An 18,915-nucleotide genomic window follows, 5' to 3' on the forward strand; every position below is an offset into this window, starting at 1 on the left:
ACCTAGCTCTGTGTCTTGGTTAAGGCGCGTAGGTGGTAGGTTTTAGGGGAAAATCTAGATCAAGACTTGGTCATATTAGGACTTCGGGAAATCCTAACTCCAAAACTCGCCGCTCACCCTACCACCTAACACCTGAAACCTCTCACTTTGAAAGGGGTAGCATTGCCCACCCTACTCAACTCACACAATCGTTACTTGTTAGGTTGCGGTGTCATCCGCAGGTAGGGCTTGACTTCTTCGTAACCTTTGGGGAATCTCTCTTTTAATTCTTCCGGGTCTTTGATTGAAGGAACAATCACGCAATCATCTCCATCAGTCCAGTTAGCTGGAGTTGCAACTTTGTAGTTGTCCGTTAGTTGAAGAGAGTCAATTACCCGCAGAATTTCGTCGAAGTTGCGACCTGTGCTGGCGGGGTAGGTGAAATTCAACCGTAGTTTTTTCTGAGGGTCGATGATGAAAACCGATCGCACCGTTAATGTATTATTGGCATTCGGATGAATCATGTCGTAGAGATCGGAGACTTTTTTATCCGGGTCTGCCAAAATTGGATAGTTAAGAGTTGTCTGCTGAGTTTCTTCAATGTCTCCTACCCAACCTTTGTGGGATTCAACATCGTCAACGCTCAGCGCTAATGCTTTAACGCCACGCTTATCAAATTCGGGCTTGAGTTTGGCAACGGTGCCTAGTTCGGTGGTGCAAACGGGCGTGAAATCCGCAGGGTGGGAAAAAAGTATAACCCAGTTGTCACCCGCCCACTCGTAAAAGTTGATTTCGCCTTCAGTAGAAGCTTGGGTAAAGTTGGGTACTGTATCGCCTAGTCGTAAAGCCATAGCTAAATTTCCTCATCATTGCTCAAAACAGACAATTTTTTATCTTGCCATAAAACAACGGTTTCCCGATCGATTTTTTGATCTATTTAGGATTTGACCGAGTGGCGGAGTCTTATGGCTTGCTTATGCCAACCTCTGGGTTAGATCTCATACTCTCTCAAAAAGTCAAATGCAGGTACTTGAGGGATAAAGCAGCCGTTCACTGGAAGAAGCTTTTCGAGGAGAAGCTCCTTTTCCCACTTACGGAAGTAGTATCTACTTACTAGACCTCATTCACACGATTGTTCGAGCGACTGTAGACATAGAAGTTTACCACTTCTGATGAAATTAGAGTTATTCCTCTTTGATGAGGAAATGAGAGTTACATAAGTTGTAATAACTTCATTGATTTAGCAATTAACTTTGTAGAAGCTACCAAATTGGAGGATAAAAAGCTAGCTAGTCACTATAATATTTGAGTCAATTAGCGCAAAGCAACTTTACCAATAGGAAAATCATCTTAGGGCAAGATGAAGACAGCCCTAAGATAAATTGGGGTTTACTTCAATGGCTTGAGACTAAAAATGCACATTTAATTTTGTACAAACTCTTTAGTTTCAATGCCAGTGATTTTCTCGACGGGTTGCCATTAAGTTACGTAAAAATAACCGAGCACGTTCTAGGGGAAAATGCTTGGGTTTACCGTTGTAAACAATCTGGTATTCATCGCTGTATTGACCATCACCATAGCCAGAAATAAGTTTGAGATGGAAAGCTTCTTCAGCAAGTTTGCGGACTTCTGTCCTAAGCTGAGCTTTCGTGCTAGTCATATCCTTTGTGCTGTTCATATCTACTCTTTCCTAAAAACTTTTTTCTTCATGCTCTACAATTTGAGGCTTACTGGCATCGGTCAAAGGTTGTAGCTTTTGATACACAATCTTTCTATCTAGCGCTTTTTCAGTAAATGTACTTATGAAAAGAATTATCAAATGCCAAGCAATAGTAACGCTGGAAATTTGCGATCGCCTATTCTACTTCTGAGTAATAGTACTCAGCTAAGCTTTATCATCTAGCCCTACAGGATTTTCTCTATTGTCCTAACAAAAAATCTCAGGTTAGGGAGTAGTTCTACCAAATTCTAGATTCCCTACGATAGAGGAAAGCACAGCGGTAATATGGTTAGGTTCAACTAGGACAGAAATTGTGTCTTGTTGCTCAGGCAATAGGCTAGTGGAAAACACCCAAGACATAAGCTCAATTAATCATCTATGCCATAAGTGCCAACCTTAAACTCAACCCAGCAAGCAATAAGTTTAGGTAAGCACGACTGAGCATACAGATTGCCTAATGGTTGATCTATACGGAGTAATTTAATGGCTCAAGAACATTTAATGGTTTTAGACAAAAATACTGATTCACCGCCCCGCGTCAATGCTCGGAAAAGTGACGCTTTCGATATCTTCAATCTAAGGTATTACATCGGTCCTAACCCTTATTTGGATACGGCATCACTAGTATTTGATTTTGCGTTTACCGGATATTTAGAGCCTCGACCACTTGACGATTATGTCTCGTGTATCAGCGAACGTTATCCACGCCTAGGGGAAGAGACATACGAATCCTATGTTCATCTGTTCGCTCGGACAGTATCAGAAGTCGGCAAACTTGATATGGGGCTGCACCTCAATCGTTGGGCACTAAAGCCTGGTGAGAAGTATGTCAAGGTTGCCGTTCAAGCACTCCATGCTCGTACTCAACGAGCTGTCGTTTATGCGGTTTGGGACTGGTTTGAAGCAATTACTCAAGACCAAGACATTGTTTTTGAGGAGCAAATTAGAACTCTTCAAGAGATATTCCGGCGTTCAGTCTACGGTGGTCCTACAGTCTACGCCTTATATAGAACCGCCTTCGACAAAAACATTCCCGCTTTTTATCTGTGGGAAGAAGGGCTGATGCAATATGGCTATGGAAAGAAACAGGTTCGTGGCATAGCGACAACCTTTGATTGTGATAGCCATCTCGATTCGGACTTTACCACTCGTAAAGATGACTGCAAGACTATCCTAGGGACATTAGGCTTTCCGGTACCTAAAGGTGGCATTGTTGTCTCTCGTGAGGAGGCTTTAGCAGTAGCGAACAGGATTGGTTACCCAGTTGCTGTTAAGCCAGTAGTTGGTCACAAAGGGATTGGGGTAACAGCGGATGTGCAAAATGCCGAGGAGCTGAGATTTGCCTTTGGTAGAGCGGTTGACGCAATTGTTGAGGGTCAACCCGAAGAAATCATCGTCGAGAAGAGTATCAAAGGAGCCGATTTTCGTCTGCTTTGTGTCAACGGTAGGTTTGTCGCGGCGACTGAACGCCGTCCTGCTTCGGTTGTGGGAGATGGACACTCAACAATTGCTGAATTGATTAAGCGGGAGAACCGCAAACCTGCACGTATTGATACACCAACCTCACCCCTTGGAAAGATCCAAAGTGATGAGTCAATGGAACGGTTTCTAGAGGAACAAGGCTTGTCATTAGATAGCGTGATTGAAAAAGAGCGCACAGTCTACCTTCGCAAAGTCGCTAATCTCTCAGCAGGTGGCTTAAGTATTGATGCAACCCGAACAATTCACCCTGACAACATTGTCCTGGCACAAGACATTGCTCAGCACTTCCGGCTCACTTGCCTTGGCATTGATGTGATTGCCCAGAGTCTGGCAAAATCCTGGAAATCTGGAGACTTTGGCATTCTGGAAATCAATTCAGCACCAGGGATTTCCATGCATCTAAGACCTGCGAGTGGTGAAAGTGTTGATGTACCTTCACACATCATTGACACATTCTTTGAGTCTGAGGCAGATGCAAGAATACCGATTATTACCTTCAATCGGATTTCAGTTCCAGACCTTCAGGAAACAATTGACCATATTCTTCTCCAACATCCAGATTGGATAATCGGTGCGGTTTGTCGGGAAGCCGTCTTTGTGAACCGTTCTGAAAAAATTCTGAACAAGGATTACAACAGCAATGTCCAAAATTTGATGCGTCATCCCAAGCTTGACTTGCTCATCGCTGAGTATGGGGAGGATGTTTTGGAACAGGATGGGATGTTTTACCACGGAAGCAACATGGTAGTTCTAGATAATCCCACGGAAACAGAGATGATCCTAACGCGGGATGTCTTTGATGACTCTACCGTTGTTGTCAGGGACGGAGATAATGTCTCAATCCGACGTAAGGGCTTGGTGGAACAGTACACACTTGGTTCTACTGAACCATTTACCCGCGTGCATTTAAAAGAAATTGGCACCCTGTTGTAATCTTTTCTTAGTCACAAAATGTGAGGGCTTCTAAAAATTAAGGTTGGGGCTAGTTAGAGTCAGTGCTGAGATTTCTACTTCTAGGCACTGGCTCTTTGTCTATGTTGTCTTTGCATTCCGGATGTCACACCAGTAGCGCTACCCTAGACATTAAACCGGAAAAGCATCACATCCCCTTCCTGTACTACATATTCTTTACCTTCGGAGCGCACTAAACCTTTCTCCTTGGCGCCATTCATCGAACCAAATCCCACAAGGTCTTTATAGGCGACTGTTTCTGCCCGAATAAAACCTCGCTCAAAATCAGAGTGAATTGTACCTGCGGCTTGGGGTGCTTTCATGCCAGCATTAATTGTCCAGGCGCGGGTTTCCTTTGGACCCGTCGTAAAGTAGGTACGCAAGCCTAAAAGTTCATAAGTAGCCCGAATCAAGGATTTTAGCCCCCCTTCTTCCACACCAAGGGATGCGAGGAAATCTGCTCGCTCTTCTTCTGGTAACTCAACAAGTTCTGACTCGACTTGAGCAGAAACAACAACAACTTGGGCATTTTCGGTTGCTGCAATCTGCCGCACTTGCTCTACCCATTCGTTGCCTGTTGCTAAATCATCTTCAGACACATTCGCGGCGTAGATAATAGGCTTACTCGTTAATAACCCCAAGGTTTTCACCGCTTCCGTTTCTTCTTCACTTAAGTGAATGTGGCGCACGGATTTACCTTCATTCAAACCAGCACTTAGCTTTTCTAGGGCTTCGAGTTCCAACTGAGCATCTTTATTAGAACGCGCTTGCTTACGGGTGCGCTCTATGCGGCGCTCAACTTGAGATAAGTCGGATAGCGCTAATTCCAGATTGATCACTTCGATATCTCGCACTGGGTCAACAGAACCAGAGACATGGATAATATCATCGTCATCAAAGCAGCGCACAACATGAACTATTGCATCGACTTCTCGGATATTTGCGAGGAATTGATTGCCCAATCCTTCGCCTTTACTTGCCCCTTTGACTAAACCCGCAATATCGACAAACTCCACACGAGTCGGCACAATTTGCTCAGAGTCAGAAATTTTTGCGAGAACCTGCAACCGCTCATCCGGTACGGCAACAACACCGACATTCGGCTCAATCGTGCAGAAGGGAAAGTTCGCCGCATCAGCCTTGGCATTGGCAACTAGGGCGTTAAATAAGGTCGATTTGCCAACGTTGGGTAGTCCAACTATTCCGGCTCTTAGCATGGCAGTTTGAAGATGAGTTGTATCAGCAGTTAGATGAAACTTAAATCATCTTAATTTTATTTTGGTTCAGGAATCGTTTGGGGAATTGGTGCGGGTATTGTCTGAGGAATTGGGGAGGGAACGACCTCCGGCACGGGTTCTGGAACAGCAGGTTGAGGAATTGGGCTGGGTACAGGTTCGGGTACGGGTTCCGGAACAGCGGGTTGAGGAATCGGGCTGGGTACAGGTTCGGGTACGGGTTGGGGATTTGGTGACGGTAAGGGTGCTGGCTCTGTACCGGGGATTTGTGGACCCGGAGTGGGTTGCGGACTTGGGTTAATCATAAAATGTTTGATTCCATGATTTGACTTCACTACTTTAGAGGGAATCTTCAAACCTCACATCTCCCCAAATGGCTACACCTTCAAAGCACTTAGCAAAAGACAGTGAGTTTGGATAATCTTATAACAGTAGACCTAAATTAATTGCAATTCAGGGCAAGCCAAGGCAAAGTCCAAGGCTTAGATAGACAACTTCCTGTCACCTCGTTTTTTTGTCGAAAACTGAATTAACAAACGTGTGTAGTCTAAACTAACGGCTACATAGAGCAAGGTTTGTAGAGAACATCAATCCGTGTGGGGGCATTATCGCTCGTGCAACACAGCAAAAGCATCTCACGAGCAGTTAGATAGGATTTGTAGGTGGACTTCCCCTTGTATATCGCCTATGACTAATCGCCACGTTCATCGACAATCACAGATTAGAACACCCCTGGTAGACGCTCTCCGGACAGCGGCTCATCAGCGTCATGCGCCTTTTTATGCGCCCGGACACAAGCGGGGAAAAGGAACCCCTCAGTCGCTGCTAGATTTGTTGGGCGCATCGGTATTTCTTGCCGATTTACCAGAGTTGCCGAATTTAGATAACTTGTTTGCTCCTGAAGGTGTTATCCAAGAGGCGCAGGAATTAGCGGCTGCTGCTTTTGGGGCAGAGGAAACTTGGTTTCTCGTTAATGGTTCAACGGCTGGGGTGATGGCGGCAATTTTGGCAACCTGTGGTGCAGGGGAAAAAATTATCTTACCTCGAAATATTCATCAATCTGCGATCGCAGGTTTAATTCTCTCTGGGGCAGTGCCTGTATTTATTAACCCGGAATATGACCCAGCCATTGACCTCGCCCACAGTATCACACCAGTTGCTGTAGCCGCAGCTCTCAAGCAACATCCCGATGCCAAAGCCGTGATGATGGTCTACCCAACCTATCACGGTGCTTGTGGAAATCTTAATGCGATCGCCGAACTAGTTCATCAATACAACATCCCTCTACTCGTTGATGAAGCTCACGGACCTCATTTTGCCTTCCATCCCGACTTGCCGCCTTCCGCCTTATCCACAGGTGCTGACTTAACGGTGCAATCAACTCACAAGATTCTGGGTGCAATGACTCAAGCCTCGATGTTGCACCTCCAAGGTAAGCGAGTAGAGCGAGAACGGTTGAGTAAAGCATTACAGTTAGTCCAATCTACGAGTCCTAGCTACTTACTCCTCGCTTCTTTAGATGCGGCGCGGCAACAAATGGCACTGCACGGAGAAGAACTGATGAGCCAAACCTTGCAGCTAGCTGATGATGCGAGGACGAAAATTAGCCAGATTCCTGGACTATCGGTTTTAGACGCTGTAAAAAGCCCAGGCTTATTTGCCCTCGACCGAACCCGTCTCACCGTAAGAGTTTTGGAGTTAGGGTTGAGCGGATTTGAGGCAGATGAAATTTTTCATCAACAACTTGGTGTGATTGCGGAACTGCCGACACTTCAACATCTCACCTTTATCATTAGTTTAGGTAATACAGAAGCTGATATTCAGCAGTTAGTCTATGCTTTCAATACGATTACTCAAAATAAATACCGTTCAAAGTCCATCACGCCATTGCAAGATGTCTTCCAAAAATGGAAAGCAGAATTGCTATTAATTCATCCTTCATCCTTTACCATTAGTCCTGCAATCTCTCCACGTGACGCTTTCTTTTCCCCAACCGAAACACTACCCCTTGAGCAAACCTTAGACCGCATCAGTGCTGAGTTAGTCTGTCCCTACCCTCCTGGAATTCCTGCTTTAATGCCTGGAGAAGTCATCAATCCCGCTGCGATTGAATACTTGCAACAAGTCCTTACCTTGGGGGGTCAAATCACGGGTTGCAGCGACCCCAGTTTCAAAACATTGAAAGTTGTTAGGTGAAAGTTGTTAGTTGTTAGTGATAGAACGGTGCAGATTTTACCGAAAGCTTAGTGACATCCTCCTCGCAAATCCCTAGACAAGATAAATGCACGAGGTATAGCTGTCACCATAAAGGTTAGGACAGATTTAACGACCCAAACAACCACGTATTAGTAATAAACATAAAAGCCTTCTGCCTTCTGCCGTTTGCTATGTGATGAACAATTCCCAGTAGGGCTTGGGTTAATCTAGGGAAAACTCTCGCTATCTTCTTAGCGCCAAAATGCCTTCTGAACTCTGGCCTTATGTTACACCAGGCATCCCTGATGATTTATTTGAGCGGTTACCAGGTATTCCTCTTAGTAAGAGAGAAGTACGGTTGCTCTTGATTTGTGCCTTACGGCTGCAACCTAGCTCCTTAGTATGGGATATTGGTGCTGGGACGGGCACAATTACAGTAGAAACAGGATTATTATGTCCCAAGGGTAAGATTATTGCGATAGAACGAGATGAGGACGTGGCTAATTTAATTCGGCGCAACTGCGATCGCTTTGGGGTCTACAATGTCGAAGTTGTTGAAGGGAGTGCCCCAGAATGCCTGAAAGACCTACCTCAATCGCCTCACCGTATCTGCATTGAGGGAGGACGTGCAATTAAGGAAATTCTTAAGGAAGTTTGGCAATACTTACGACCCTCCGGTCGAGTCGTCGCAACAGCGGCTAATCTAGAAAGTCTCTATGCTTTGTCTGAAGGCTTTGCTGAGTTACACGCTCGCAACATTGAAGTCGTTCAATCAGCCGTTAATCGCTTGGAAACACGAGGCACCCATCAAACCTTTGCCGCTGTTGATCCAATTTTTATCTTGAGCGGTGAAAAGCTTGATTAGATTAGATTGCAGTTTGCCGTGAATTCGTTAAAGTAAGCAAAAGTATATGCTTTCGTTTGATGAGATTGTAATAATCTCTCTTGTTTGACCCTGCCCCTCTTAATCTGGACAGTTTGACCCAACTGTCTTCTACTAAAGCGTCCTATGTCTTGGCCCCGAATTTTAAGTGGAATCATTGCGATCGCCCTAGCCTTGGGGATGATCATTCTTGGGGGATGGTACTTTACCCTTGGCTTTTCCATTATTGTCTACCTGGGTTTATTGGAATACTTTCAACTGGTTCGGGCAAAGGGAATTGAACCAGCAGCCAAAAGTACGATTGTTGTAAGTCTGCTGCTGTTGGTTACGGCAACCCTTTCACCGACTCTCACGGATGCCGTATTTCCAATAGCAGGCACCTTTATCTGTTTCTACCTTCTCTTCCAGCCCAAGATGGCGACGATTGCTGATGTTGCCTCTTCAATTTTGGGATTACTCTATGGTGGCTATCTACCCAGCTATTGGGTTCGTTTACGAGTGGGCTTGACACATGCGTCATCCCTTCCTCTTGATGCTACAGCTTCTGCTAGTAAGCTTCCTTTAGGCGGGTACTGGCCTAGCTCATGGACTGACTTTAGTGCCTTACCGGAAGCCTTGACGGCAACACTATTAGGCTTTGGCTGCATTTGGGCAGCAGATATTGGGGCTTACTTTTTTGGCAAATTCTTTGGTCGTACTCGCCTTTCGATTATTAGTCCCAAAAAGACAGTTGAAGGAGCAATCTTTGGTGTTGCAGGTAGTATTGCTGTCGCCATAGCTGGGGCTTGGTATCTACACTGGCCTAGCTGGCAAGTCAGTGGCATTATTTTAGGCACCCTCGTCGGTATTGCTAGCTTGCTTGGAGACTTAACCGAGTCAATGATGAAACGAGATGCTGGGGTAAAGGATTCAGGACAGTTGATTCCGGGGCATGGAGGAATGTTAGACCGGACAGACAGCTATGTTTTCACTGCGCCTTTAGTTTATTATTTCGTGACTCTCTTGTTGCCTCTTCTGCCACCATTTTTGTAGGCTAGGAACCTCTAGAAAAATAATTCATAGCAGAAAGCTGCTAGCTATCAGCCATCAGCTTTTTTCTTCCTTCAAATGAGCTATCCAATCGGAGATTTCTGCTGTTGTCATACCACCTTTGGGAGAAAGTCGTGCATCCTGATATCCCCATTGCTCGACATCAATTTGATACTGCAATGGCGATAAAAGCGAACCTTGACAGAGTTTTTCTGTCGGAGGGGCACTGTCTAACTCCTGTTGTAGACGTTGGAACAGCTCTTTCATAACCCAGTCTGGAATTAGCGATCGCTCTCCAGGATAGATGAAGCCAAAGAGAATTAGATGGCTCAAGAGTACTCGCCAGCGATCGCCAAAGCGATAAAGTAGGCGCGACCAATCCATTTGATCGCTACAGGCAAGCAGTAGGTGTGCGACATCCGGACCATCAAAGCGATCGCGAGCCATCACGAATGCCTTTGAGCAAAGCATTTCCTCCACCGGGCAGATCAGCACAGACATCCCTAGAACTTCCTCTTCAACGGCATGTTCAAACCAGAGATCATCAACCTCACTCAAACCGTTAGCAGACTTGAAGATCAGATCCACAAAGTCCTCGCTATCGCTAGAAAAAGCTTTTCCCAACCAGTGAGACGCAGTCATCTCAGTCCGATAGCCTTTCTGTGCGAGAAACTCCAGGATGCGTGAACAATCATTAGGGCGAACAAAAAGGTCTAAGTCTTTCGTCTGTCGTGCAATTCTCGTGTAACGATCGAAAGCATACCCGCCACCGACGAGAAACGGCATTTGAGATTTACTCAAAATATCCATTAATTGGCAATAGAAGGTGCGAGTTTTCGGATCGAGTTCGTTTTCTTGAAGTGCGTGAGATTGCATAATACCGTCGCCAAAGGTTTCGCGGCTTTTGCTTGCCTCTTACAGTGAAGGTAGTTGGATAGGCAAAAGCTCGGTTCATTATTTAATAGTGATCTAGAACACTCAACCTAGCCTCAACCTAGAGGTCGAAACAGAATAATCAATAAATTTAACTAGAGCCTTAACAAATACTCCCAATGAGGTATAGCCTTGCCCTAACCCCCACCTGATGAAAGCTCTTGATGGGGGACTGCGGGCGACTTTTGTTCAAAGTTTCGCGATCGCACATAGCTTAAATTCCCCTGATTCAGCAATTACATCGTCTCCCTCATCAAACATGGTCACGACAACGGCTTTAACTTTGAGCTGACTTTGCGAGCTTTCCACTAACTATGCTCTTCTGTTTACCTGCCATCACTCGTTATCATTGCATTGAGAGCTAATTGTAAAGTTTTGAAACAATTTTCTCTCAGTAACTTGAACTTGAATGCCAAGGCAACAAAGGAAGAAATGTCAGTTTCACAGTTCATGCGCTTTCATTCAAGGCATCGTCTCTTTAGGCGAGTTCTCCGGCTGCGCGTGGCAACACTGGTGATGCTAGGCATTGTGCTTAGTGCCATTGTCGTAGCAGCGGCTTGGTTAGCTGGAGAAGGGACGATAACGCAGCTATTTGCCCAACTCAAAGTGTTGCAAGAAAATCCGCCAATCTGGCTACAAGCACCAACGTCTCATCAGAAGTATTTACTGTTGCCCACGTTTGGCTTGCTTGTCGGAATCTTTGCGGTGATGAAGATTTCACCTCGTCCTCGTCCTTGGTCGGGCTGGCTGGTTGTGGGAATTTTGCTGGGCTTGATGGGGCGCTATGTTTTGTGGCGATCGCTTTCTACCCTGAATTTATCGAATCCCCTCAATGGTGTCTTTAGCCTGTGGTTATTTTTCTTAGAAATGTTAGTACTCTTTAGCAGTACCATTCAGCTATTTTTAATGCTGAATGTCAAAGACCGCAGCCAACAAGCATCACAGGTCGCCTTAGCTGTAACGTCGGGTAGGTATACACCCTCCGTTGATATTTTAGTTCCAACCTACAACGAGCCTGTTTTTATTCTGCGCCGGACAATCATTGGCTGTCAGGCAATTGATTATGCTAACAAAACAGTTTACTTACTTGATGATACCAAGCGTTCAGAGGTTAAAAAATTAGCCTCAGAATTAGGCTGTGTCTATATAACTCGCAATGAGAGTCGCTATGCAAAAGCCGGAAACTTAAACCATGCGATCGCGAAAACTAAGGGAGAGTTAATTGTTGTATTCGATGCTGATTTTGTTCCTACCAAAAACTTTCTCACGCGCACCGTTGGCTTTTTCCAAAATGAGAAAATTGGCTTAATCCAAACGCCTCAAAGTTTCTACAATGCTGACCCAATTGCTCACAATTTAGGGTTAGAAGATGTCTTAACCCCTGAAGAAGAAGTCTTTTATCGGCAAATTCAGCCCATTCGGGATGGTGCTGGTGGGGTTGTTTGTGCCGGAACATCCTTTGTCGTAAGACGGTGTGCGCTTGAAGCGGCTGGTGGTTTTGTGACCAATTCCTTGAGTGAAGATTACTTTACTGGCATTCGCATCAGCGCCCTGGGCTACCAGCTAATTTATTTAGATGAAAAATTAAGTGCTGGGTTAGCCGCAGAAAATATTGCTGCCCATGCGTCTCAACGCCTACGGTGGGCAAGAGGGACTTTGCAGGCATTTTTTCTGGAGACAAATCCTTTAACCATTCCTGGATTACGACCCATTCAAAGGTTGGCGCATTTAGAAGGATTACTGCATTGGTTCACCAGCTTCTCACGGGTGGGGTTTCTCATCATGCCACTGGCTTATTCATTCTTTGGTGTGATTCCGATGCAAACCTCTTTAATTGAATTACTGTATTTTTTCCTACCTTACTACCTCGTGCAGTTGTCGTTTTTTTCCTGGTTGAACTATCGTTCTCGGTCAGCTTTACTCTCAGATATTTACTCTCTAGCCTTTTGTTTTCCCTTAGCGCTAACAGTAATTCAAGTAATGCTGAATCCGTTTTCTAAAGGATTTAAAGTAACACCCAAAGGAATAAAACGCGATCGCTTTGTGTTTAATTGGGCTTTGGCTTGGCCTCTAATTATCCTATTCATCGCTACAGCCATCAGCTTATGGCGCAACTTAGGAATGGCACTCCTGCATTTGCCCTCAATGCACACAATGGCTCCCGACCAGCAAGACTTGTTTGAAGGTATCAGTTTAGGATGGATTTGGAGCGCCTACAACCTATTACTAATAGGCATCTCCTTACTAATTTTGCTGGATGTCCCGAAACAGGATGTTTATGAGTGGTTTGATTTGCAGCGAGTCGTGCGCGTTGAGGTCGCTAATCAAACCTTGTGGGGTATTACAACAGAAATTTCAGAAATTGGCGCGTCCATTAAATTGACCCAATCAATTCCACTTCCCCTAGAGAAATTAGAAACTCTGTCAGTAAAGTTGGAAATGATGGAGGAAAAATTGCAGCTATCTGGAGTGGTAACCCAAACCAGCCAAGAGAAATTATTCTCTACTCTACAGGTAGCCTTCGACACTCCTCCCGTTAAGCAACAACGGCGTTTAGTAGAAATGCTATTTTGCCGTCCTGGGCAATGGCAACGGCGGGAAACTCCAGGAGAATTGCGATCGCTTTTCCTGCTATTTAAAATTTTGCTCAAGCCCAGAGTATTATTCGATAAACGGCGAAATCTACTAAGTGCAGGGTGGCGGAAATAACTTTCCAGTTGAAAAAGCTTAAAAGCTTACTGTAGCAATATTCCTCCTGCCTTCTTGCACTAAGCGACACCTTCCGTAATAGCCGAATCAAGACAAGGTTCTTAGCTAACCATGATTAACTTTGCTACCTGGGACAAGCTTTTACGCCAGTACGTTGATACTCAAGGACGAGTGAATTATCAGGCATGGAAAGCAGAGTCAGCGCAAACCCTTAACCAATGGCTGGGCGACATTCAGCAAGTAGACATTGAGGCTCAAACCCACCCAGATGAGCAGTTAGCACTGTGGATTAACCTCTATAACGCCTTCACAATTGCGTCAATTCTGAAAGACTACCCTATCACCTCAATTCAACCGAAAGTTTTTGGTATCCCAAACTGGATTGCCTTCGCCTGGTTTTTCTACCGCCCTATCCATAAACTCGGTAATGATTACTACAACCTCAACCAAATCGAACACAAAATCCTCCGGCGCAAGTTTAACGAACCTCGTATCCACTTTGCTCTTGTCTGTGCCTCGGTTGGTTGCCCATTACTACGCAACGGTGCTTACTTCCCAGAATCAGTACACACCCAACTAGAGGACGATGCAACCCGCTTCATCAACAACCCTGATAAAGTTCACTACGACTCCCAAACCCAAACGCTGTACTGTAGCAAAATCTTCAAGTGGTACCAGAACGACTTTCTCAACGTTGCGCTTCCATTCCTGACTACATTCGCTCATACCTCAAAACGGATGTCCCGATTGGAGCGAATACGCCGATTGCCTACCTGAACTATGACTGGGGTTTAAATCAACAGATTTGACTGTGAATTGGGGATTAAGAGGAATCAAAGAGAGCTTCCTCGCTGGGAGATAGTGAACAACCTTATCAATAGACCTATCTTGAAAGTTGGGAATAGAGAATGGGGAGAAAGAGACTTTCAGGTTTTCGTTGTGTACGGCAGTTCATGGTATCTCTTGCTTGCAGTCGATTTTTGCCCCAACCGATAAAGGTATCAATGTGGCTTAAGTCAGTGCCATTCGACTTAGGTTAATATGCTAAATTCAGTACCTCGTATCCTTTCCCAAGAGGGATTTGTCAAATCTATAAGGCAATCGACTTCGGTTGTTGCCTACTCTCATTCGAGCCGAAACAACATTAACTGCATTAACTAACTCATGAGTGACTTCCAGAAAAGTTCAGGGAAACGCTGGCTGAAAAGCCTTATCTTTGGCGTGTTAACCTTAATAGTCGTGGTTGCCTGTAGTAGCCAGCCCAAAGTTGAAACGTCTCCAACGGCTGCCAGTAATTCTGCTACTCAACTGACTGAGTTGAAGTTTGGAGTTGGTCCCTACTTCCCAACTCCAGGTGAGAACAGCAAACAGTTTGAGCCGCTGTTTAATGAATTAGCACGGGGCTTGAATCTCCCTGCGAAGGTTACGGTAACAGAGGATTGGGTGGGTATCTCTGAAGCGTTACGTTCTGGTACTTTGGATGCAGCTTGGTTAGGTCCGTGGGGATATGTTCTTTCTAATCACAATGAGCCATCCATTAAAGCGATCGCAACGGTGAAATACAAAGACAAACCGACTTATAATTCTGTTTTGATGGCTCGTGCTGATGCCCCATTTAATACCCTGGATGAGGCAATTGCCCAAAGCAAAGAGGGGAATAAGCTAAAACTAAGTCTCGCTGATGTTGGTTCAACCTCTGGCTGGCTGATTCCCCAGGCAGAATTTAAGCGTCGCAACCTCGATCCAAAAACAGCCTTTGACTATAACGAGGGCGCTAGCCATGCTGCACAAGCGATCGCAGTAATGAGTGGACAAACCGATATTGCTTCGGACTACGACCGGAACCTGGATGTATTGGCTAGTACCGGACGAATTGACAAGTCGAAAATCAAGATTATCTGGCAATCTGAGCCTTTGCCCAATGACCCCATTGCTGTCCGAGGCGGCTTTCCCGAGGATATCAAAACGAAGCTACAGCAGGCATTGGTGAATTTTTCACCTGAACAAGCGAAGAAGTTTTTACCAGAAAACTATACAGGCTTCGTCACCTCTGATGGCAGCAACTATGCACCAATCCAAGCAGCAGGTAAATCTGTAGGCAAGTTGAAATGACCGAAGGAGCGCCATTTTCAAACGCTCAAGAAAAAAATTACAAGCCAGACTTTGAAGCAATTTTGCAAGCAGAGCAGCAACGGCGTGGAGGGCTGTGGCGCTTACTGAAACAAGGGTTTTGGGGATTGTTGGCGGTAGCAGTGCTAGTCGCTAGCCTCCAAACCGCAGAAGTCTCACCGCAGGAATTCTTACAAGGACTGCCTCGCCTTGCTGATTGGATCATAAGGCTTTGGCCGCCCGACTTCACGGAATTGCCGTCTTTTTTGGAGGCGATTTGGGAAACTTTAGCGATCGCAATTGTTGGTACAGGGGCAGCCATTGTATTTGCAGTTCCTTTTGCCCTCTTAGTGGCACGAAACACTACCCCCTTACCCTGGCTAGCTACACTCCTGCGCGGGTTCTCCAATCTTTTACGAGGAATTGATACCGCAATTTTTGCACTATTGTTCGTTTCAATTGTCGGCTTAGGACCGTTTGCAGGTGTATTGGGAGTAGCCTTTCACACAACAGGTTCGATGGCAAAACTTTATGCCGAAGTCCTAGAAACCATTCCTTCTGAACCGATTGAAGCCATTGAAGCAACAGGAACTGACCGACTCCGCACGTTTGCCTTTGCGGTATTGCCCGAAGCTCTACCCGGACTAGTTGGGATTAGCTTATATCTATGGGAGTTTAACGTTCGCTCGTCTGTAATTTTGGGTATTGTTGGTGCTGGGGGTATTGGCTACGAATTACTTGTCAGTTTGAAACTGCTCGATTTTCCCCGACTTGCTACTATCCTAATCCTGATTTTGACAATGGTCAGTTTGATTGATGCCCTTAGTGCCTATCTGCGGCAACGTTTGGGATAGTGATTGGTCAACAGAAACAACAAACGATTAATGCTTACAGTTGAAAGGCTGACAAAATCCTACAATCGTGGCGCACTCGCCATTGAAGATATCAACTTTGTTGTCGAACCCCATACGTTTACAGCAATCTTGGGACCGAGTGGTGCTGGAAAAACAACACTACTGCGCTGCATCCTCCAACTATTACGACCTGATCGAGGGAAGGTGTGGTTTCAGGGACGAGACTTGATGACTTGTTCGGCAAGGGAGTTACGGGAAAGCCGCGCTCGAATTGCCACCGTTGCCCAGCAATTTAATCTGGTGCGCCGTCGCAGTGCTTTGGAGAATTGCTTGGGAGGACGCTTGCAGGAGTTACCCTTATGGCGTTGTTTATTTGGGCTTTTTCCGAACAGCTTGCTACGGGAAGGGATGGCGGCTTTAGAACGGGTGCAACTGCTAGATGTCGCCTTTCAACGTGCCGACCACTTGTCGGGCGGACAGAAACAGCGGGTTGCGATCGCACGGGCTTTAACCCAACGAGCTTCTTTAATTCTCGCTGATGAACCGATTGCTAGTCTCGATCCAAAGACAGCCCATGCCGTTTTAGGTTTATTGCGATCGCTTTGCGCTGAAGAAGGGTTGACCGTTATCTGCAATCTCCATCAAGTTGAACTGGCAAGGCAATATAGCGATCGCATTCTCGGCATTCAAGCAGGAAAGCTGGTGCTAGATGTACCAACTCACCAATTAAGTACATCTGATGTCAACCGCGTTTATAAATCGTGAAAACACTTTACGAGGCACTTAAAAGTGAGCCGATTTGACCCAAAGCTGACCGCTCTTAAGCTGACTGCTGATTGCTATATCAGCGGATATCTTCATAAAACTGCTTGAGGTAGGTGGGGGAGACACCTAAACCCCAGAGAAAGCCGATATATAGATAAATCCCGGTTGCCTTGAGAGAACCCCAGTGTGCCACACGGCGATCGCTACTTTGCACAATCCGATTGACTTGGTAAATTCGTCCTCGCTGCACTAGCTTGAGGCACAAATCAGCTTCCTCCAGGATTGGGATAGCACTGTTAAACCCACCAACTGCCCAAAAATCAGCACGGCGACAAAACATTACTTGGTCGCCAAACAGCAAGCGCAACCCCTTAAAAAATAAGTAAGGGCGAAAAATCAACGGGGCATAATAGGTTTTGAGATAGTTGTGCAGGGACACTCCCCAGCGTGTTGTGCCAGAACCTGCCATCAGGGAAATAAACCCACCACCAGCAATAGTTTTATCTGCCAGAGTTCGCTCAATTACGGCTACCAAATCATCCGGTACAGAAGTATCTGCGTGTAGGAAACAAAGGATTTCTCCTGTTGCTGCTTCTGCGCCTTGATTCATCTGTACTGAACGCCCACGCCCCTCAGCAGTAATGACACGCGCTTGGCTACAGCAGTCGAGTGTTTCACAGTAGCGCTGTGCGATCGCAACTGTCTCGTCATCGCTGCCACCGTCTACCACCAGAACTTCGTAAGCAGGAGGATTGAGGATGCTTAGCTGTCGTAAGGTACGCTCTAGACACTCTGCCTCATTCAGAGTGGGAATGATGATGGAGATGCGAGACATTACTAATCCAAAATTAATGTTTCACTGTGTAGCAGATAGAGAGCTACCCGCTACACTTGGCTCTCCTTAATGTGATCTAATTACCGCTGGAGACCACCATTTCTGGGTCCACCGATGATTGGGTTTTCAACAGCATCTCGGTACTGTTGCACATCATCGGTGTAGCCGATTGGCAGAACAGCTTCCACGTTTTCATGAGGACGAGCAATGATTACCCATGTTTCCAAGCTAGCACCGTAAGTCTTTTCTACTGCCGCAATCCCAGCCTCCATCGCTGTTTTCACCTCAGATACATCGCCTCGAATATTCACCGTAAAGCGAGCGCTACCTGCTCTCAGGTAGCCGACGAGGGTGACTCTCCCAGCTTTGACCATGGCGTCTGCTGCTGCTAGCACGCCAGGAAAGCCCTTGGTTTCAATCGATCCTACCGCCTGTAGTGCCATGGCTAATTTCCTTCCTGAATTTGTTGTTGAAATATGTAAAGACAAGAGTTAATTGTACGAAGCTTGCCCCACCTTTTGAGAGCAATGTCCATTATCTTTAATGTTTCCTGCCTTCGGAATCTTAATTGACGTATTTTGGTATACAGAAGTTGAACAAAGTTAAGTGACTCAAAACATTCTGAACTGTTCGACTTCTGCTGTATATTCGATGGGCATCACATCTACAACATTGCCACTCGGATTCGGGATGATGTAGTACGAAACGACTTCACCCCCGTAGACTTTCTCTGCAGCTTCAATGCCTGCTGCAACAGCCGCGTTTACCTCAGCGACTCTCCCCCGGACAGCAACGATAAAGTTACCTCGTTCTGCAAGACCATAATAAACAAGCGTGACTGCGCCAGCTTTGACCATAGCGTCTGCTGCTGCTAGTACAGCAGGAAAACCTACTGTTTCAATCGTTCCAACCGCCGCTGGCATTGCTGCTCTCCTGAATTAATTAAATGCTTGAAACTAATTGTACGAGTCTTCTTGATATCACGGCGAGTTCATTAGACTTCTTGCTCCAACTCTTGGAGGTAGTGCTGGAAGGCAGCAACAGCATTGGCAACGCCATCTTCTTCCCTAATTTTTCTTCCAAGTGCCTCTGCACGCGATCGCATTTCTTCATCACTCACAGCAACCTGCATACTGCATAAAGAAGTAAATGGTAATTCTTTGCCTGATGTATCCAGCATTTCATGGAAAGGCGATCGCTAGTTATTTTGATACGATTCAAACGATTGTCCAGAG

18 protein-coding genes are annotated in these 18,915 nt (G+C 45.7%); 9 read left to right on the forward strand and 9 right to left on the reverse strand.

Annotation, left to right across the window (positions count from 1 at the left end):
• Positions 1–191: 191 nt before the first annotated feature.
• Positions 192–830: a peroxiredoxin gene (locus tag AC5JL3_RS05600; RefSeq protein WP_192220041.1), complete on the reverse strand. Its 639-nt coding sequence runs from the start codon at positions 828–830 to the stop codon at positions 192–194.
• Positions 831–1,426: 596 nt separating this feature from the next.
• Entirely contained in the window at positions 1,427–1,657 is a 231-nt protein-coding gene (locus tag AC5JL3_RS05605; protein WP_242058587.1) for a hypothetical protein, read from the reverse strand.
• A gap of 525 nt (positions 1,658–2,182) precedes the next feature.
• On the opposite strand from AC5JL3_RS05605, the gene AC5JL3_RS05610 reads away from it, so the two are divergent.
• Entirely contained in the window at positions 2,183–4,114 is a 1,932-nt protein-coding gene (locus tag AC5JL3_RS05610) for an ATP-binding protein (protein WP_496073533.1), read from the forward strand.
• 143 nt (positions 4,115–4,257) lie between these two features.
• On the opposite strand, the gene ychF is transcribed toward AC5JL3_RS05610, so the two are convergent.
• Both ychF and AC5JL3_RS05620 read right to left on the reverse strand, forming a co-directional pair.
• The gene (gene ychF, locus AC5JL3_RS05615; RefSeq protein ID WP_496073534.1) at positions 4,258–5,349 is read right to left on the reverse strand and encodes a redox-regulated ATPase YchF; all 1,092 of its coding nucleotides are present in this window, start codon (positions 5,347–5,349) and stop codon (positions 4,258–4,260) included.
• A gap of 56 nt (positions 5,350–5,405) precedes the next feature.
• A complete protein-coding gene (locus AC5JL3_RS05620; protein WP_496073535.1) occupies positions 5,406–5,672 on the reverse strand; it encodes a gamma-aminobutyric acid A receptor, epsilon-like protein in 267 nt (88 codons plus the stop codon).
• Between the two features lie 382 nt (positions 5,673–6,054).
• On the opposite strand from AC5JL3_RS05620, the gene AC5JL3_RS05625 reads away from it, so the two are divergent.
• From AC5JL3_RS05625 to AC5JL3_RS05635, 3 genes are all read left to right on the forward strand, one after another.
• Entirely contained in the window at positions 6,055–7,563 is a 1,509-nt protein-coding gene (locus tag AC5JL3_RS05625; RefSeq protein ID WP_496073536.1) for an aminotransferase class I/II-fold pyridoxal phosphate-dependent enzyme, read from the forward strand.
• Positions 7,564–7,825: 262 nt separating this feature from the next.
• Entirely contained in the window at positions 7,826–8,428 is a 603-nt protein-coding gene (gene cbiT / locus AC5JL3_RS05630; RefSeq protein ID WP_192220037.1) for a precorrin-6Y C5,15-methyltransferase subunit CbiT, read from the forward strand.
• Between the two features lie 144 nt (positions 8,429–8,572).
• Positions 8,573–9,478, forward strand: coding sequence for a phosphatidate cytidylyltransferase (locus AC5JL3_RS05635; RefSeq protein ID WP_496073537.1), 906 nt, complete (start codon positions 8,573–8,575; stop codon positions 9,476–9,478).
• A gap of 54 nt (positions 9,479–9,532) precedes the next feature.
• Here the strand turns inward: AC5JL3_RS05635 and AC5JL3_RS05640 are convergent, their stop codons facing one another.
• Positions 9,533–10,351: a nucleotidyltransferase family protein gene (locus AC5JL3_RS05640; protein WP_496073538.1), complete on the reverse strand. Its 819-nt coding sequence runs from the start codon at positions 10,349–10,351 to the stop codon at positions 9,533–9,535.
• A gap of 489 nt (positions 10,352–10,840) precedes the next feature.
• Between AC5JL3_RS05640 and AC5JL3_RS05645 the strand changes: the two genes are divergently transcribed.
• From AC5JL3_RS05645 to phnC, 5 genes are all read left to right on the forward strand, one after another.
• Positions 10,841–13,117 carry a glycosyltransferase gene (locus AC5JL3_RS05645; protein ID WP_496073539.1) on the forward strand — a complete coding sequence of 759 codons (2,277 nt, stop codon included), beginning with the start codon at positions 10,841–10,843 and terminating at the stop codon, positions 13,115–13,117.
• 111 nt (positions 13,118–13,228) lie between these two features.
• Positions 13,229–13,894, forward strand: coding sequence for a DUF547 domain-containing protein (locus AC5JL3_RS05650; RefSeq protein WP_496073540.1), 666 nt, complete (start codon positions 13,229–13,231; stop codon positions 13,892–13,894).
• Positions 13,895–14,281: 387 nt separating this feature from the next.
• Positions 14,282–15,229: a phosphate/phosphite/phosphonate ABC transporter substrate-binding protein gene (locus AC5JL3_RS05655; protein WP_496073541.1), complete on the forward strand. Its 948-nt coding sequence runs from the start codon at positions 14,282–14,284 to the stop codon at positions 15,227–15,229.
• On the forward strand, positions 15,226–16,080 hold the full coding sequence (gene phnE / locus AC5JL3_RS05660) for a phosphonate ABC transporter, permease protein PhnE (protein WP_496073542.1): 855 nt from the start codon (positions 15,226–15,228) through the stop codon (positions 16,078–16,080). Before AC5JL3_RS05655 ends, phnE begins: the two co-directional genes overlap by 4 nt.
• Before the next feature lie 30 nt (positions 16,081–16,110).
• Positions 16,111–16,845 carry a phosphonate ABC transporter ATP-binding protein gene (phnC, locus tag AC5JL3_RS05665; protein WP_496073543.1) on the forward strand — a complete coding sequence of 245 codons (735 nt, stop codon included), beginning with the start codon at positions 16,111–16,113 and terminating at the stop codon, positions 16,843–16,845.
• Positions 16,846–16,924: 79 nt separating this feature from the next.
• Here phnC and AC5JL3_RS05670 read toward each other — a convergent pair whose 3' ends face one another.
• From AC5JL3_RS05670 to AC5JL3_RS05685, 4 genes are all read right to left on the reverse strand, one after another.
• The gene (locus tag AC5JL3_RS05670) at positions 16,925–17,680 is read right to left on the reverse strand and encodes a TIGR04283 family arsenosugar biosynthesis glycosyltransferase (protein WP_496073544.1); all 756 of its coding nucleotides are present in this window, start codon (positions 17,678–17,680) and stop codon (positions 16,925–16,927) included.
• Positions 17,681–17,760: 80 nt separating this feature from the next.
• Complete coding sequence (locus tag AC5JL3_RS05675) at positions 17,761–18,123, reverse strand: carbon dioxide-concentrating mechanism protein CcmK (RefSeq protein ID WP_496073545.1); 363 nt, start codon at positions 18,121–18,123, stop codon at positions 17,761–17,763.
• A 168-nt stretch (positions 18,124–18,291) separates the two neighbouring features.
• The gene (locus AC5JL3_RS05680; protein WP_496073546.1) at positions 18,292–18,603 is read right to left on the reverse strand and encodes a BMC domain-containing protein; all 312 of its coding nucleotides are present in this window, start codon (positions 18,601–18,603) and stop codon (positions 18,292–18,294) included.
• Between the two features lie 71 nt (positions 18,604–18,674).
• Complete coding sequence (locus AC5JL3_RS05685; RefSeq protein WP_496073547.1) at positions 18,675–18,860, reverse strand: hypothetical protein; 186 nt, start codon at positions 18,858–18,860, stop codon at positions 18,675–18,677.
• Between the last annotated feature and the right edge of the window lie 55 nt (positions 18,861–18,915).

This window comes from Symplocastrum torsivum (genome assembly GCF_059505465.1).